General features: G+C 38.2%; 15 protein-coding genes. 5 read left to right on the top strand and 10 right to left on the bottom strand.

What is annotated here, in order from left to right; translation table 11 throughout:
• Positions 1-16: 16 nt before the first annotated feature.
• Positions 17-832, bottom strand: coding sequence for a 2-dehydro-3-deoxy-D-gluconate 5-dehydrogenase KduD (kduD, locus tag PL11_RS02905; RefSeq protein WP_035166244.1), 816 nt, complete (start codon positions 830-832; stop codon positions 17-19).
• A 165-nt stretch (positions 833-997) separates the two neighbouring features.
• Positions 998-1,756: an IclR family transcriptional regulator gene (locus PL11_RS02900; RefSeq protein ID WP_035166242.1), complete on the bottom strand. Its 759-nt coding sequence runs from the start codon at positions 1,754-1,756 to the stop codon at positions 998-1,000.
• A gap of 317 nt (positions 1,757-2,073) precedes the next feature.
• On the opposite strand from PL11_RS02900, the gene PL11_RS02895 reads away from it, so the two are divergent.
• From PL11_RS02895 to PL11_RS02885, 3 genes are all read left to right on the top strand, one after another.
• Complete coding sequence (locus tag PL11_RS02895; RefSeq protein WP_035166240.1) at positions 2,074-3,459, top strand: PTS galactitol transporter subunit IIC; 1,386 nt, start codon at positions 2,074-2,076, stop codon at positions 3,457-3,459.
• Between the two features lie 116 nt (positions 3,460-3,575).
• Positions 3,576-4,118 (top strand): TMEM175 family protein, encoded by a 543-nt coding sequence (locus PL11_RS02890; RefSeq protein WP_237047512.1) that lies wholly within the window; start codon positions 3,576-3,578, stop codon positions 4,116-4,118.
• Between the two features lie 82 nt (positions 4,119-4,200).
• Positions 4,201-4,923 (top strand): gamma-glutamyl-gamma-aminobutyrate hydrolase family protein, encoded by a 723-nt coding sequence (locus PL11_RS02885; protein WP_035166238.1) that lies wholly within the window; start codon positions 4,201-4,203, stop codon positions 4,921-4,923.
• A 63-nt stretch (positions 4,924-4,986) separates the two neighbouring features.
• On the opposite strand, the gene PL11_RS02880 is transcribed toward PL11_RS02885, so the two are convergent.
• The 7 genes from PL11_RS02880 to pxpB form a co-directional block, all read right to left on the bottom strand.
• Positions 4,987-6,153 carry an NRAMP family divalent metal transporter gene (locus PL11_RS02880; RefSeq protein ID WP_237047530.1) on the bottom strand — a complete coding sequence of 389 codons (1,167 nt, stop codon included), beginning with the start codon at positions 6,151-6,153 and terminating at the stop codon, positions 4,987-4,989.
• A gap of 101 nt (positions 6,154-6,254) precedes the next feature.
• Positions 6,255-7,004 (bottom strand): LamB/YcsF family protein, encoded by a 750-nt coding sequence (locus PL11_RS02875; protein WP_035166236.1) that lies wholly within the window; start codon positions 7,002-7,004, stop codon positions 6,255-6,257.
• 11 nt (positions 7,005-7,015) lie between these two features.
• Complete coding sequence (locus PL11_RS02870; RefSeq protein WP_191982083.1) at positions 7,016-7,807, bottom strand: putative hydro-lyase; 792 nt, start codon at positions 7,805-7,807, stop codon at positions 7,016-7,018.
• 5 nt (positions 7,808-7,812) lie between these two features.
• Positions 7,813-9,177, bottom strand: coding sequence for an acetyl-CoA carboxylase biotin carboxylase subunit (locus tag PL11_RS02865; RefSeq protein ID WP_035166232.1), 1,365 nt, complete (start codon positions 9,175-9,177; stop codon positions 7,813-7,815).
• Complete coding sequence (accB, locus tag PL11_RS02860; protein WP_035166230.1) at positions 9,149-9,556, bottom strand: acetyl-CoA carboxylase biotin carboxyl carrier protein; 408 nt, start codon at positions 9,554-9,556, stop codon at positions 9,149-9,151. Before accB ends, PL11_RS02865 begins: the two co-directional genes overlap by 29 nt.
• Before the next feature lie 2 nt (positions 9,557-9,558).
• Complete coding sequence (locus tag PL11_RS02855) at positions 9,559-10,572, bottom strand: 5-oxoprolinase subunit C family protein (RefSeq protein WP_035166229.1); 1,014 nt, start codon at positions 10,570-10,572, stop codon at positions 9,559-9,561.
• Positions 10,565-11,290 (bottom strand): 5-oxoprolinase subunit PxpB, encoded by a 726-nt coding sequence (pxpB, locus tag PL11_RS02850; protein WP_035166228.1) that lies wholly within the window; start codon positions 11,288-11,290, stop codon positions 10,565-10,567. Before pxpB ends, PL11_RS02855 begins: the two co-directional genes overlap by 8 nt.
• Positions 11,291-11,831: 541 nt before the next feature.
• On the opposite strand from pxpB, the gene PL11_RS02845 reads away from it, so the two are divergent.
• The gene (locus PL11_RS02845; RefSeq protein ID WP_237047529.1) at positions 11,832-12,467 is read left to right on the top strand and encodes a uracil-DNA glycosylase; all 636 of its coding nucleotides are present in this window, start codon (positions 11,832-11,834) and stop codon (positions 12,465-12,467) included.
• Positions 12,468-13,478: 1,011 nt separating this feature from the next.
• Here the strand turns inward: PL11_RS02845 and PL11_RS02840 are convergent.
• Complete coding sequence (locus PL11_RS02840) at positions 13,479-14,285, bottom strand: AraC family transcriptional regulator (protein WP_035166226.1); 807 nt, start codon at positions 14,283-14,285, stop codon at positions 13,479-13,481.
• Positions 14,286-14,487: 202 nt separating this feature from the next.
• Between PL11_RS02840 and PL11_RS02835 the strand changes: the two genes are divergently transcribed.
• A complete protein-coding gene (locus PL11_RS02835) occupies positions 14,488-16,455 on the top strand; it encodes a sugar MFS transporter (protein WP_472370236.1) in 1,968 nt (655 codons plus the stop codon).
• Positions 16,456-16,507: the final 52 nt, after the last annotated feature.

Genomic DNA, 16,507 nt, shown 5'->3' with positions numbered 1-16,507 from the left:
CCTACAAATAGATGAACTATCTTACTAAGTATCCACCATCAACGGGAATTACGGCCCCATTAATGTAATTTGCGGCATCACTGGAAAGATATACGGCAATTCCCATTAATTCATAAGGTTCACCCCAATGACCGGCAGGAATTCTTGAAAGAATCTCATTATTACGCTGCTTGTCAGCTCTAATTGGAGCTGTATTTGCAGTCTTGATATATCCTGGGGCAATTGCATTAACCTGAACGTTATATGCAGCCATTTCACTAGCAAATGATTTTGTTAATCCTGCAACACCATGTTTGGCAGCAGTGTAAGAAGGAATGAACTTTCCTCCTTGGAATGAAAGCATTGATCCGATGTTTATAATCTTACCTGATTTTTGCTTAGCAAATTCCTTTGAAGCAGCTAGGGAAAGGTGATAAACAGCTGAAAGGTTAATTGCAATAACATTTTCCCAATCTTCATCTTTTGATTCTAGAATTGGATTACGTTTAATCATTCCCGCGTTGTTGATTAAAATATCGATGTGACCAAACTTGGAAATTGCTTCTGAAATTACTTTGTCAGCAGCGCCATCTTCAGTCAAATCCGTTTGCATAAATTCGACGGTTCGACCTCTGGATTCAATTAGTTCGCGAGTGCTATCCCAGCCTTGGGTACCGAAGGTGGCAATGAAGATGTCAGCGCCGGCCTCTGCTAAGGCAACTGCATATCCTTGGCCTAACCCAGTGTTACCTCCGGTCACGATTGCTACTTTTCCGGACAAATCAAACCAGTTCATCTTGAACTTATTGAGTGCAGCCGTAATTTCTTTAATCTCTTCTTCTGATTGTGTCATTGTGTTTTCCTCCAAATAAATTTAATTTGTAATTTCCTATTTGGAATAAACCATTTCCTATATGTGACTTAAGTATATATTATAAAAATCCAATTGCAACATAATTTATCTAATTTTTTTAAATTTGTGAGTATCTAACCATATTTAATGCACAAAAAAAGCGAACTATTTATTTAGTTCGCTTTCAATTTTATGTTGAGTTTTTTTAATATTGGCGATAATTTGATCACGATATTCTTCAGTTAATCTAAATTTTGGAATGCTAATACTCAAGGAACCAACCACCTGATCAAATCTCGAAATTGGAACGGCAATACAATAGCCATCTTTTTCCTGTTCTTCATTGTCTATGGCGTATCCTCGCTTGCGAGTTTCTAATAAGTCTTGTTTTAATTCTTCTTTAGAAGTAATGGTATTTGGAGTTTTCGGAGTAAGATTTATTTTTGATAGATAGTTATCCAACATTTTAGGAGAGTATTGACTCAAGACGGCTTTACCAATTCCTGAACTATACATCTCTCTTGTCAGTCCAATTTTTGAAGTCATATATATTGACTGCTTTTTGGGCTCTAACTTATTTACATATATCATTTTATCGTTTTGAGGAACTGCTAAGTGAATTGCTTCGTCAATGTTTCCTTGTAATTCCTCTAAATAAGGACGGGTTTTTTCCACAAAGTCAGTTGTGGTTGTTTCAATCGACCCGAACTTCATGAATTTTGAGCCCAGTGAATATGTTTTGTCATTACTATTTTTAGATACATAGTATAGATACTCTAGTGTTGATAAAATTTTTGAGACAGTTGGAGCACCGATACCAGTTTCTTGAGAGATCGTTTGAATTGATTTGGGTTTACCATCATCAAGGGCATCAAGAATATCTGAGGCCTTAATTAAGACGGTTCCATACATTTTCTTTTCCATAAAATAATTCTCCATTAATTTCTTATATGGAAACATTGTAGTCCAAAAAAATTGATTTGTCAGATTGATTGTTAAAAAAATATCATTTTCCCTGGACCTGCAAAAAAATTTTATAAACTATCAAAACTTATGTAAACGCAATCATGACGATGTATTCTGTAATTAAAGATGCCTAGTAATGATTTAAAAGTTGTAAATTATTTTGTGAAATCATTTGCAATTTCGTAATTGCTATTTTATACTCTGTTTGTAATTTCCTTTTGAGAATAATCGATTTCCATATAAGAAAACACATTTTAGTTATGGAGGGGTACACTATGGGCGTTATTGATTACATCATGTCTTTGGGGGCAAGTGTAATGATGCCAATTATTTTCTTTGTCTTTGGAATGCTAATTGGTATGGGGCCATCGAAGTCTTTGAAATCAGGGCTTTCTGTTGGAGTTGGTTTTGTTGGGCTGAACGTGATTACTCAGTTACTTGCTGATAATCTGGGACCAGCAGTTAATTCTATGGTTAAGATATATGGACTTCACTTACACACTCTTGATATAGGTTGGCCTGCTGCTTCTGCAGTTGCGTTTGGTACACAGGTTGGAGCGATTATTATTCCACTAGGTTTAGGTATTAATGTGTTGATGTTGTTAACTAAGACAACTGAAACTCTAAATATTGACCTTTGGAATTATTGGCACTTTGCATTTATTGGTTCAATTGTGTCAATAGCAACTAAGAGCTTTTTCTGGGGATTATTTGCCGCATCAATCACAATTATTGTTACTTTAGTTGGAGCGGATAGATCTCAGAAGAAGGTGGAAAGTTTCTATGGTGATGATATGAAAGGAATTTCAATTCCACAGGCTTTCTGTGTGACATTTATTCCATTTGCAATAGCTATTAATTGGGTTATAGATAAGATTCCAGGCTTGAATAAAGTTGATTTTGACGCTAAAAAACTAGAAAAGAAGTTCGGGTTATTTGGCGATCCAATCCTACTAGGGGTCATCATTGGAATATTGCTTGGATTGTTAGCACGTTATCCAATTGCCAAAACATTACAGCTTGGGATTATTTTAAGTGCGGTAATGGTATTGATTCCAAAAATTACGGGAATGTTTATTGAAGGATTGAATCCAATTTCGTTGCGTTCTCAAGAATTGATTAGTAAAAGATTTAAGGGTCGAAAATTTAATATTGGTATGACACCTGCACTTGTTATAGGTCATCCAACCACTTTAGTTTGTTCATTACTTTTGGTACCAACAATTCTTTTCTTATCAGTAGTTGTTCCTGGTAATGAATTCTTACCGCTTGCTAGTCTTTCTGGATTAATTTACCTATTTCCATTAGTTCTTCCATATACAAATGGAAATGTTTTAAGATCATTTATTGTTGGATTAGTTAGTTTAATAGCAGGTGTACTTTCAGCAACAGCACTTGCAACCATTTTTACCTCAGCAGTTAAGATGGTTCAAGCAAACTTAATTCCTGCTGGTACTAGTTCAGTTGCAAGTGTTGATTTTGCCGCTAGCCCATTAGCATGGATTGTTTATACATTTACTACAAACTTTGCTGCAATTGGTTCAAGCATATTAGTAATTGCTACATTAGCATTAATGATTTACAACAGAAGTAAAATTACTGGTGAGAGTCTTGCTGCAAAAAAGAATGTAGCTGCTCCCATTGTCCATCATAATAAATAGTTATTTTATAAAGGTTTCGCTTTTGCGAGGCCTTTTTTGATAAATAAATGTGTTTTAGGTTACAAAGAATGTGGCTTATTGTACAATTTTGTTAAATAAATCAGGGGGAAATCTTCATGGACAAAGGTCGGGTAGCCGCATTTACTGATGCAGTTGTTGCTATAATTATGACAATTATGATTTTGGAATTTAAGACGCCAGAGACGTTTGAATGGGACGGACTTTTGGAGCAACTGCCTTATCTATTTGCATTTGCCGTCAGCTTCTTATTTATCTCAGTAGCCTGGTATAATCACCACTATATGTTTGCTTTAGCACCGAAAATAACGAAGAAAATTTTTTGGTTAAATAGTGCTTGGCTATTTTCAATGTCTTTGATCCCAGTTGCAACTGCTTGGGCTGGAAAGTTTATCGATAAGCCAGTTCCTGAATATTTCTATGTAATTGTATTTTTTATTTGGAGTGTCGCATACCTTGGATTGACGTTGGGAATTGTGAAAGCAGCCAAAGAAAGTGGTAATGAAGAGGCTGCCGATAAAATTTCCGCAATGACGATTTTTCGTTATCTGAAAAGTTGGTTGTCATATGCAGTATACGTAATTGTCTTAGTTGCAATTTATTTTTATCCCCCCAACAGGAATGCTAATTACATTCATTGAACTTGTTGTGATGGCGTTTAAGACGACTGAGGACAGTGATCGAGTGGCGTAATAAAAAAACATATTGTTTAAGGAGAAACAGATGAAACTTAACAAACCTACAATCGGGATCCCCGCTGAAATTCGGACGTTTAACGGAACATTAAGAAATAACGTCAATGAGGGTGAAGTGAAAGCCATTTTAAGGCACGGTGGGTTGCCATTATTGATTCCAACGCGGAATCCTGATGTAGTAACTGAATACTTGCCATTAGTTGATGGACTCCTACTACCTGGTGGTACTGATGTGGCACCACGGTTTTATGGTGAGGAGCCGATTCCGCAAAATGGGGATATTGATCCGTTGTTGGATGAAAGTGAAATCAGATTAATTAAAGAATTTATTCATGCCCAAAAGCCGATTTTTGCGTTGTGTCGAGGAATGCAAATTTTGAACGTTGCTATGGGTGGAAACCTATACCAAGACATTGAGAGTCAAATTGCCACTCCTGTATTTCAGCATTCTCAAAAGAATAACATATCTGAAACAGCGCATTATGTTGATATTGAGTCTGAAAGCAAGTTAGCCAGTATCGTTAATACAGATAAACTATTAGTAAATAGTCACCACCATCAAGCAATTAAGCAGGTCGCTGATGAACTTCACGTGACTGCCAAATCAGGGGATGGAATAATTGAGGCCGTTGAAAATTCGGATGGTTCAATAATGGGAGTCCAGTGGCATCCGGAACTCATGTTTGAAGGGGATGTGGTCGAAGATAAGTTGTTTGAGGAATTTTTGGGTCGAGTTAAAAGTATAGGTTAATAGAAGAACACCCCAATTCATTTATAGAATTGGGGTGTTCTTTTTGTTGCTAATAAAGAAATATTAGTGAACCAAGTTAATAACTGTTTCAACACTAGCGAAAGCCATGAATAGGACAACGACCCATCCCGTGATTGTTAACCACAATGGATGGCGGTATTTAGTACCCATAATTTTTGTCCTGTTAGATGCAATTAATAAAATCGTAAGTGCGATTGGCAATACAAATCCGTTCGCCGCACCAACGACAACTAATACTTGAGCAGGGTTACCAACAAAGTAGAAAACAGCAGTTGATAGAACAATGAACGCGATAATAAATGCAGTTCTGTATTGTTTGAAGGCACCTTCTTGCTTGCCACCAACAGCATAATCCAAAAATGAAGTTGAAGTAAAGGTTGATCCAATAATTGATGACATTCCAGATGCAAAAATTAAGAGGCCAAAGAATTTGTATCCAAACCCTCCAGCTGCTGATTGGAAAATTGATGCGGCTGGGTTGGCGGGGTTAAGCTTTGCACCAGTAATGACGACAGCAAGACCCGCAAGGAACAACATTATACGAATTACTGAGGCTAAACCAATTCCTGTTAGGGCACCTTCATTCACGTATTTAATGTTTTCTTTGCCATGAAGACCACCTTCTAATAGTCGGTGACCACCAGCGAATGAAATATATCCACCAACAGTACCACCAACGATTGTAACGATTGAGTAGAAGTTAATTTGAGTTGGCATGAATGTATGATGAATTGCAGGAGCATAAGGAACTTTCATTATTGCTAAAATATAAGCTAAAATTCCAACTTTAATAACTGCAAGCAACATAACCGTTCGGTCCATCGCCTTAAGTGCATTCTTAACAATCAAGATTTTAACGGCAATTGCGGCAGCGATAATTGCACCATTTTCAGGAGAAATACCAAACAGAACGTTAAGACCAAGACCGGCTCCACCAATGTTACCGATGTTGAAAAAGAAACCACCAACGGCAACTAAAAATGATAAAACATATCCTAATCCGGGAAATACATCATTCGCGATAACTTGAGCTCTTTTTCCTGAAACAATAATGATTCTCCAAATATTAAGTTGAACCACAATGTCGACCAAGATACAAATTCCAATTGCAAATCCGAAGTTTGCGCCCATTTGACCAGTAAAGGTAGCAGTTTGGGTTAGAAAACCTGGACCTACGGCCGCCATTGCCATTAGGAAAGCGGCACCCATTGCGATGCTGCGTTTTTTCTTTGCCTTAATTGCTGGGGTTTCAATAGTTACGGGAATATCTGTAATTTTTTGGGCCATAAGCGGTCTCCTTTCGTGGATACCTAATAAGTTGCAACGTCAATTTGTTCATTATTCAAAGTTTTGTGTAACTGACTAACTATCTGTAAAGCTGCATCGTTGTCGCCATGAACGCAGATGGAATTAACAGTTAATGGAACGGTTTCACCTGTGATTGCGGTGACGGCTTGATTTTTAATCATTTCGACTGTTCGCTTGGCCACTACCTCGGGATCTGTTAGAACAGCATTAGGCTTCTTTCTGGAAACTAAGCTACCGTCTGCTTCGTAATTTCTATCTGCAAATACTTCTTGGGCAACTGGTAGTCCAAGTTGTTTAGCGGCTTCTACCAACTTTCCGTTTGATAAGGCGTAAACGGTGAGATTGGGGTCAAACTCCTTAATTCCTCGGCAAATTGCAAGTGCTAAGTTGAGATCCTTCCCAGCTGCATTGTACAGAGCACCGTGTGGTTTGACGTGATGGAGTTTATGGTTGCTAGTGAATCCAGCAAGGGCTGCAATCTGATAAGTAACCATGTGGGAAACAGAATCTAGACTCATATCCATTTTTCGACGTCCAAAACCATCTAAATCAGGGAAACCTGGATGAGCTCCAACACCAACGTGATTTTCTTCAGCAGTAGCGACTGTTTTTGCAATTACATCTGGGTCGCCAGCATGATACCCACAAGCAATGTTGGCAGATGTGATTAGAGGGATGACCTGGTCGTCTTTTCCAATATGGTAGCGGCCATAGCTTTCCCCTAAATCACTATTTAAATCAATTTTTAACATAATAGAGCCTCCTAATACTTCAAAGTGGTATTAATAACATCAGTTACAAGCATGTGACCAGGTGCATGGGTGATTACTAGGGGTGGTTTGGTCTGCATGATAACGTTTTGAGGGGTTACTCCACATGGCCAGAAAACTGGGACTTCACCTGGCTTAATGGTTACAGAGTCACCATAATCAGGTTGATTTACATCACTGATTCCAATCGCTTGTGGATCTCCGATTTGAATAGGAGCACCGTGTACTTTTGGCATACTTGCTGTTACTTGCACTGCAGTTGGGACCTGTGCTTCTGGAATGGGACGCATACTTACAACCATGTTTCCATGAAAGATTCCAGCTGATTGGAGAGGGATGTTGGTATTAAACATTGGGACGTTTACATTCTCAGTTATATTTCTAACCTCAATTCCAGCAGAAATTAGTTCGGATTCGAATGAGAAACTACACCCAATTAGGAAGCTTACGAAATCTTCCTGCCAGTAATTCTGAACCGATGTGACTTCATCCGTCACTTCTCCATTTTTGTAGATTCTGTATTTTGGGAAATCATTCGCTAAGTCCACGTCCTTTGCAAATACATTTAGCGAACGACTACCAGCATCACTTACTTCTAGTACTGGGCAAGGACGAGGATTTCTTTGAGTAAATAGCAGAAAATCATATGCAAGTGATTTAGGAAGAATCACAAGATTAGCTTGGGTATATCCAGGACATAAACCACTTGTTGGTAATGAAAATTCTCCACTTCTAATTTTTCTTCGTAATTCTACTGGTGTTAAGTTTGCTGTTACGGTTGTCATTAAAATCACTCCTTCCCATCAATCTTTTGGTCGAGCCAATTGACGTTAGTGGTTTGCTTTTGAACTTCAGGTTGTTCGAGAATTTGTACAAGTTGGTCCAAATTAGTTTCTATTCCGTCAATTACGGTTTCATCTAGTACGGTAATCATCCTGCGAATAACAGATTTTCGTTCTCTGCCAAACACGATTAGTTTAGCAATCATTGAATCGTAATTTGCTGGAACTGAATATCCTTGATAAATGGCAGTATCGACTCTAACACCATGTCCAGTTGGAAGATGAAGCCCAGTGATTTTTCCGGGTGTAAAGGCATTGATTCGACACTCCAGAGCAAAGCCAGTCTTTTGGGGTCGCCTTTTATTTAGTTTGGCACCTGCAGCGACTTCAAGCTGCATCTGTACCAAATCAGTTCTAGTGGTTAGTTCAGTGATGGGGTGTTCGACTTGAATTCTGGTGTTCATTTCCATGAAATAATAAGAACCATCAGGATTGTATAGAAACTCAATCGTTCCCAATCCCTCGTACCCTAGAATTTCAACAGCATTTTCGCAACGCTCAAAAATCTCTTTTCTGGTTTTTGCTTTTAATACGACTGCTGGGGCTTCTTCTAATACTTTTTGGTGACGTGCCTGGATAGTACAATCGCGTTCACCCAGAGCGGTTACATTTCCGTACTGATCAGCAATAATCTGAACTTCTATGTGGCGCGGGGTGGCTAAGTATTGTTCGAGATACATATGATTATCATTAAATGATGAAATAGCTTCATCTTGAGCAGTTGAAAAGTTATCTTTGAGCTGTTCACGACTTTCAATGATGCGCATACCTTTACCGCCGCCACCTGAACTTGCTTTTAGCATTATTGGAAAGCCAATCTCATCAGCTTGGATTAAAGCTTCTTCAACTGTAGTTACTGCTTTGGAACTACCCTTTACAATTGGCAAGCCAGCAGATTTCATGGTTGCTCTAGCCCGTTCTTTGTCTCCTAAAAGATCAATCATTTCTTTTTTGGCACCGATAAACTTTATTTTTTCTTTGGCGCAAGCTTCTGAAAATTCTGAGCTTTCGGAGAGAAAGCCATATCCAGGATGGATTGCATCTGCACCAGTTTGCTTTGCGGCTGTAATTAAAGCGGCGATGTTCAAATAACTTTTAGTTGGTGATGGGGGGCCAATACAAACTGCTTCGCCTGCGAGCTTAACGTGCATTGCTGAACGGTCTGCAGTTGAATAAACTGCGACTGTGGGAATTCCTAAATAACGGCATGTCTGAATAATACGGACGGCAATTTCTCCACGGTTAGCAATTAGTATCTTGTGGAATGGCCAAGTTGAAACGGGATTATTTGAGGCGAATAAGCGGTTGACCATATTCAACCCCCTCTCCATCTGGAACGAGAATTTCAGCAACTTCTCCAGCTTGATCCGACTTAATATCGGTTAGCATTTTCATTGCTTCAATCAGGCCAACTTTGTCACCGACATTAATCTTGTCGCCAACTTTTACAAAAGCAGGTTCATCAGGAGAAGGAGCCTGATAAAATGTTCCAATCATTGGAGCATTGATTGTTTTTGATTTTTGGGTAACTGTATCAGCCTTTGGTGAAGCATCTGCAGGGGTTGCAGTTAAGGGAGAGGACGACAATTCTTGTTTTACCTCAATTTTTCTGTCATCCTCCTCAAATGTAATTTCAGATAGGTTATTATCTTTTAAAAGTTTGATTAATGATTCGATATCACTTGTATCCACGATTAAACCTCCTCAAATAGTTCTGATATTCTGTGACTTGCAATTCTATTAATGCCGTATGGAGGCTTAAATAGCGATTGGGTGATTTGGTTTTGTAATTTATTTAGTTGTTGGCTCTGCTTTTTGATTAATTCGGTAGATTCAGAAAGCGATATTTCTTTGAATCTTAGTTTAGTTCCTGGTTGGCTCTGAACTAGCAAAGGAATATCCGCACTGGAAACAGCAGCTATGACTGGGTAACCACCCGTCGTTTGTCTATCAACCATTAAGACGATTGGTTGGCCATCATTGGGAATTTGGATTTCACCTCTGACAGTCCCCTCTGAAAGCAAGCTTGATAGATTTGAACCGATCTTTTTGCCTGAAAGGCGGTAACCCATTCTGTCCGATTGGTTTGTTAATGTAAACGTCGTCGAAAGAAGAGCCCTTCTATCGGTATCAGAAAACATATTCCACTGAGGCCCCTTAACAAATCTGATAGTTTTTTCTGCATCTGTGTTTAATGTTGATGCGGTCTTTCGGTGGTAATAGCCAACCAACGTCTCTGAACTATGGATCATAACGTTGTCACCAGATTCAAGTTTTCGACCGTGGAATCCGCCAATTCCGATTCTGGTTGTGGTGGAATAGCTATTCATTAGTTTTGGCACTGATATTCCGCCCAAAATTGCTAAGTATCCAAAGCGTCCTTGATGGCAGGCACCAATTGTTAGTACGTCATTAATGTTTGCTTGGTAAACTTGGTAGGTATTGATTTGCTGTCCGTTTAGTTTAGGCTGATACTCTGCACCGGTAATTGTAAAAAAAGTAGGACAGTTGAATTTGATGGTTGGTCCACTAAATGCGAACTCAAAGACAGCGGTGTTTCGTTCATTTCCGAGAAGAATATTACTAGTTTCGGCAGAAAGGAAATCCATATATCCCGACTGGGGAAACCCCTCAATCTGGTAGTTTAGTCGACCGCTATCTTGAACAGTGGTTTGAAACCCTGCGTCTAAGAATGTAAGATTATCCATTTGTAGTCACCACCTTTGGCTTGAATTCACCCGCTCGATCTTTTTGTTGGATGTCTAAAAATTCAGGCTTAGAAACTGACTTGAACTGAATAAAATCGCCAGCTTGGTAGAATGGTTCAGGATGAGTGGAATCGTATAAATTAATTGGGGTTTTACCAATTAATCGCCAGCCACCAGGAGAATCAACTGGATAAAAACCGGTTTGGCTGCCTGCAATTCCCACACTTCCTGCGGCAATTTTTAGCCTTGGCTTTGATAGTCTTGGCATGGCAATCTTTTTATCAACACTTGCCATATATGCAAAGCCAGGCAAGAATCCAAGAAAATAGATTAAATATTTTTTACTAGTATGCATTTTTATGACTTGCTCTGGTGTGAGACCGCCAAAGGTTGCTACATCGGTTAAGTCAGGAGCAAATTCCGAATCGTAGCAGACAGGAATAATCCAAGTTTTAGTTTTTACGCTTGAAGCGTCAGGAAGATTTTTAATTAGTTTCTGGATTTTTTCAATCAAGCTCTCTCGGGTTGTTAATAATGCGTCAAAGGAAACTAGCAGGGTGTGGTAGGCAGGGACAACTGAAGTAATTCCATCCGTATTGCTGGAAACTATACTTTTGGCAATTATTTGTAATGTCTTGTTGATAGTTGGATCGATTTGGTTAGCGAACTCAATGGAAATTGACTGGTCGCCAACAGGGATGATGTTATAATTTTTCATTGATGTCCTTCCTTCGTCTTTGAGCGAAAATGAGAAAGAAAATAATTTAATTAGTTTTTATGTAATTTTAGAGACAATAAATGGCCTTGTCAATAGACGTTCGTTATCAGATGGGTAACGAACATTATAAAACGATTATAAAAACTGCAACTTATCACATTTTGATGTTAATGATAAATCCCGCAAAAATTAGCATCTAACACCTAATCACGACATATATATTGCCCTTATATTTAAAATGTTCGGTTACACGGATTGGTAAAAAAACGAAAATAAAGTTGATTTAATTAGAAGTTGATAAAAAATAACATATTTAAAAAGCCCCGTAAAAGTTGTTCACACCTCATTTTTGGAAACTATATGTAAAAAATACTAATTTGTAATTATGTAATGTGCTGAACGACAGTTAAGCGCGATTATGAGTATGTAAAGAATGAGTTGAAAAGCTAAGAATTATAAAAACTAGAGGAATTTTGGTATGATTTAAATATTGATGTGACGGTATTTATGGGTGTTAGTTACTATAAATTCAAATAACGAGGTGATCAACTTGTCAATTCAAACAGTACTAACTCCAGAATGGATAAAATGGGGTAAGGAACAATCCGAAAAGTTTGATAATTTAGAGGGTTTTGTTGCCGGGGAAGGTGGTATGAACCCGAAAATTTTGCTTTTAGGTGAAGCACCTGGTGCCAAGGAGATTGAGCTTGGCCATCCATTTCAGGGACCTTCCGGTAAGGAACTGGATCGCTGGCTTGACTCACTTGGGCTGACCAGAGAAGATGTTTACATCTTTGGGGTAGTCAGTGCTAGACCGTTTAGGGTTGGAAAATCTGGTTTAAAAAGTGACCGTCGCCCTAATAACAAAGAAGTGAAGGCGTATGCGCCAATGTTTGATTACGAACTGGTGCAGTTTAAAGATAAATTATTGGTCACGATGGGCAACGCTAGTCTCCAGCGACTTTTGGGGAAGGATGCTAAAGTCGGCGAGCTCCATGGACAGTTGCTCAATGAGTCTGTCCAACATTTCAATGAAGCGACCGGCAAGTTTGAATGGACTAAAAATAAGTACGACATTTTTCCGTTGTACCACCCATCATATTCAAAGAGGTTTAAGGCAATGAAACCGGTGGTGGATGAGGATTCGCGGAAGTTGAGGGAACTATTGAAAAAATAAGGAGATAAGTAATCGTCACTAGAAATCTGACGACTGGCTTATCTCCTTTTATTATGGATTTCTTAAGCTAACACCTAAATTTTGATTTTTAAACTTGGCTTAAGCTAGCCACTGTATTCTACAAACAATCAATAAGCGAAAGGAGTGAATCAACTTAGTTCATAGCCATCAGCACTCGCTGAAGTCGATTAATGAAAGGAAGTTACTATATGAAAAATAAAACACTAATTATCACTGCAGGCACAGCCGCAATTATCGCTGCGGTTGCTGTTGCCACAAGTTCGATTCACAAAATATCAGCACGGTATTAACCTCTAAATAAAATAAATGGTCAAAACACTCTCGAAACAATACCACAACAAATTAACCACAAATGTGGATAACAACTCAGTGTTCTTCAACGCCTAAAAAATATTTTTAACTTTTAAGCTAGTTTTAAGTTAGAAGATGTAAATTAAACACAATTAAATATGGTTGAAGCATTGGAGCCAACACCCCCTCTTAATAACAAATTGTAGAAACTCTTCATTTACTCCCCCAATATATTAAATCGTAGAAAATACAATCCGTTGACTCCAAGATCCATCATTTAATTTAAAACTTAAAAATAAGCCGATTCCCTTGAAGCAGGAATCGGTTTTTCTTTTGGGAAAGATTAAATATAATTGCCAAACTTAACCTTCATTTAAGCTTCAGAATATATTATGTAGTCATCCTAAAAGAAAGAAGGTATGCGCTTAGTTTTTAGGTTTCCCCAAAAAAGAATTCAGAAAAAAACTTAAACCAATTTAAGGTTGGCTTAAGGTAAGCAAGTTACTATATAGACACTTAGTTAAATGGTTGATGGCTCGACCATCATGAGTGATCTCATCTCTTCATAATTATTCATCTCCCCCAAAATGTATGAACAAGTGAAAACAACGATTGAGTGAACTTAGCTGACATCATTTTAACTATTAAAGTAGAGAATAAAGCCCCTAGAAGTGAAAACTTCTGGGGGCTTTTATTTTGCTAAAAGTTCTTGCGAAATTGCTCTGGAGTGATTCCGTAATACTTTCGAAAGTGAAAAATAAATTGAGAAGACGTTCCAAAACCAATTTCGTAAGCTACTTTATTAACTTCCCAGTCGGGTTTAGTAAGCAAAAATTCTTTAGCTTTCTGCATTCTGTAATCATCCAAATACTCAAGTGGAGTTTGATTATAGATTTTGTTAAAAATTCGGTTTTGGTAGGCAGTTGTGTAGCGGGTAACTTCTGAAAGCGTAGCGTTAGTAATTCTTTCGGGGTAGTGCTGGTTAATGTATTGGATGATCTTGGAGACAATTTCTTGGTCATGAAAGGTGGTCCGTCGCGCGTACAGTTCGTTTTCGTGAATTAATGTAAGAAATCGGTAGATATTCACCGACTGTTCATTTAGTGAAATTAAGTCCTTATTGACGAAGGTATCAAAGTATTTAGAAATAAATGTTGCTAGTTCCGGAGCCAACTTGGGTAATAGCACGTAATCTTTTAATCCGAATAAAGAAGTGATGGGTTCGGCCAGGGTGCCATCAAATGTTAAAAATGACGTCATCCAGGTGTCGCCTTCGTTAGGATGATAACTATGAGGCAAGCGGGATCGCATTAGTAACCCTTGATTAGGGGATAATGCAAAAGATTTGCCATTTATTGAAACTGTCCCACTTCCAGCTTCTGTTTGTAACCAATGATATGTGTAGTATCCGTTTGGACGCTTCATATCCTGTTCTCGCCAGTTGTATCCAATGCTGTCGCAATACAGCGGTAAGACATTTGTTGGTTTATTAAACGCAATTCGCATTCGTATCCCTCCCAAAAATAGGTTCAAAATCTGATACTTTAAAGTTAATTTATGACATTATGAAAGCCCTTACAATATAAACTTATAAATGCAAGGTAACAGAAATCCTTGTATTAAAGGTGTTTAGTGCTCTGCTTTTGCTCTAATTTAATTTTACTTCAGTTAACTAAATACCGCTATTTTGTTTTGGAGGTGTATCAAATTGGATACTCATATTGAAGATCAAGCAACTAAGGCACAACATCCAAAGAAAGATAAAAGTTTAAGTTCAATTGTATCTTTTGCGATTGCTAACTTGGGTGGTTCTGCTCTATATATGACATTCGGAACTTACTTTATGATTTATGTAACTACCGCAATGTTTACTGGAGTACCTGCAGCAACGGCTAATAAATTAATTGCAATGATCACGTCGTTGGTATTTATCATTCGGATTGCAGAAATTTTTGTTGACCCAATTTTAGGAAATATTGTTGATAATACTAATACTAAGTGGGGAAAATTTAAACCATGGTTGATAATTGGTGGAACAATTTCCGCATTGCTATTGATTGTACTGTTCTCAGGAGTGTTTGGATTATCTAGAATGAATCCCCTTTGGTTTACAATCTTATTCATCCCGATTTTTATTATCTTTGATGTTTTTTACTCATTCAGAGATGTTTCTTATTGGGGAATGGTTCCAGCATTAACTGAAGATAGTCACGAGCGGTCAATTTATACGGCAGCTGGTAACTTTACTGGATTTGGTCAAAATATCGTCACAATGATTGTTGTTCCCGTCGTTACATACTTTACCTTCGTATTTACTGGTAAACATAACGAAGGTCAGGCAGGGTGGACTGTGTTTGCCGCAATGATCGCTGTGGTTGCGATTATCTGTTCGTTTGTTGTTGCTTTAGGAACACACGAAAAGAACAACGCAATTCGTCAGGTAACTAAGAAGAAAACTTCTCTCAAGGAAATGTTTTATGGTCTTGCTCATAATGATCAAATGTTGTGGACAGCTTTACCTTACTTAGTTTACGGTTTTGGTAATGCTGCCACCGCTGGGCTAATGTTCTACATGTTCAAGTATGTTTTGGGACAGCCGGGTGCATTCTGGATTTCAGGAATTATTCCAACGATTGCTGGTTTCTTTACATCACCACTGTTCCCAATTATTAACAAGTACGTGCCAAGAAAAATCATTTACTGTGTCAGCATGATTTCCATGATTTTGGCATACGTGATTTTCATTGTTTCAACTGATTCCTTACCAATGGTCATCTTTGGCTTAGTTCTTTACTATGTTCCACAAGGATTTATTTTTATGACCATTATTTTAACTTTGACCGATACCATCGAATATGGTCAGTTGAAAAATGGTAACCGGAACGAAGCTGTTACGCTTGCAATTAGACCAATGCTCGACAAAATGTCAGGAGCCCTATCAAATGCCATTGTTGGTTGGGTTGCCGTTGCTACCGGAATGACCGGAACAGCAACAGCGGCATCAATTACTCCTGCTGGAATTCATCTATTTAAGGGAGTTGCATTTTACGCTGGTTTAGTATTGCTGATTCTGGCTTTAGTTATCTATATGACAAAGGTTAAAGTTACTGAAAAGAAGCATGCTGAAATTGTCGAAGAACTACAAGCAAAATTGGCTAGTGAAGGTATTGAGGGAGATAGCAGTGAAACTGTCGAAACCAACCAAAGTGTCACGGAATTTTTGACTTCACCAGTTGAGGGTGTTGTTCAGAAGCTGGATGAAGTGGAAGATGAAACCGGCCATACAGGCGTTCCTGGAAATGGTTTTGCTGTTCGTCCGCTAGACGGCCATATCTACGCACCGGCAAACGGGAAAATTATTTTATCATTCACAACTAAGCAAACGATTGGGTTCGTTACGGATCAAGGACTCGAGTTACTGATTCACGTTGGTCTTGGAACGGTTAATATGCGCGGAGAAGGATTTATTACGCACTTTGTTGAGGGCCAACAAGTAAAGAAGGGTGACTTACTGTTAGACTTTAACCGTGACTTGATTAAATCCCGTGGTTATAAAGATACGGTACTGATTCTATTTACGGAACAAAAGAAGATTGATCAGGAAAACATCGAAGTAGGTTCAGGAGAAACAGTTGATGTTAACCATCAAGTTGCAAAAATTAGTTTTAAGCGTTGATTTAGTAAGCGGTTGCACATTTTATTCGCTATACTATAAATAATGATAACAA

This window comes from Lentilactobacillus curieae (assembly GCF_000785105.2).
In the GTDB taxonomy this organism is placed as follows: Bacteria; Bacillota; Bacilli; order Lactobacillales; family Lactobacillaceae; genus Lentilactobacillus; species Lentilactobacillus curieae.
The sequence above is the reverse complement of the archived record's forward strand: the minus strand, read 5'-3'. Positions and strand labels throughout refer to the sequence as shown.

Coding starts and splice junctions, on each gene's coding strand:
- PL11_RS02870 (WP_191982083.1), bottom strand. CDS start 7,807: ATGACAACCGTAACAGCAAACTTAACACCAGTAGAATTACGAAGAAAA.
- PL11_RS02880 (WP_237047530.1), bottom strand. CDS start 6,153: ATGGGTGCCGCTTTCCTAATGGCAATGGCGGCCGTAGGTCCAGGTTTT.
- PL11_RS02875 (WP_035166236.1), bottom strand. CDS start 7,004: ATGTTAAAAATTGATTTAAATAGTGATTTAGGGGAAAGCTATGGCCGC.
- PL11_RS02840 (WP_035166226.1), bottom strand. CDS start 14,285: ATGCGAATTGCGTTTAATAAACCAACAAATGTCTTACCGCTGTATTGC.
- PL11_RS02865 (WP_035166232.1), bottom strand. CDS start 9,177: ATGGTCAACCGCTTATTCGCCTCAAATAATCCCGTTTCAACTTGGCCA.
- pxpB (WP_035166228.1), bottom strand. CDS start 11,290: ATGAAAAATTATAACATCATCCCTGTTGGCGACCAGTCAATTTCCATT.
- PL11_RS02855 (WP_035166229.1), bottom strand. CDS start 10,572: ATGGATAATCTTACATTCTTAGACGCAGGGTTTCAAACCACTGTTCAA.
- PL11_RS02900 (WP_035166242.1), bottom strand. CDS start 1,756: ATGGAAAAGAAAATGTATGGAACCGTCTTAATTAAGGCCTCAGATATT.
- PL11_RS02895 (WP_035166240.1), top strand. CDS start 2,074: ATGGGCGTTATTGATTACATCATGTCTTTGGGGGCAAGTGTAATGATG.
- PL11_RS02885 (WP_035166238.1), top strand. CDS start 4,201: ATGAAACTTAACAAACCTACAATCGGGATCCCCGCTGAAATTCGGACG.
- PL11_RS02890 (WP_237047512.1), top strand. CDS start 3,576: ATGGACAAAGGTCGGGTAGCCGCATTTACTGATGCAGTTGTTGCTATA.
- kduD (WP_035166244.1), bottom strand. CDS start 832: ATGACACAATCAGAAGAAGAGATTAAAGAAATTACGGCTGCACTCAAT.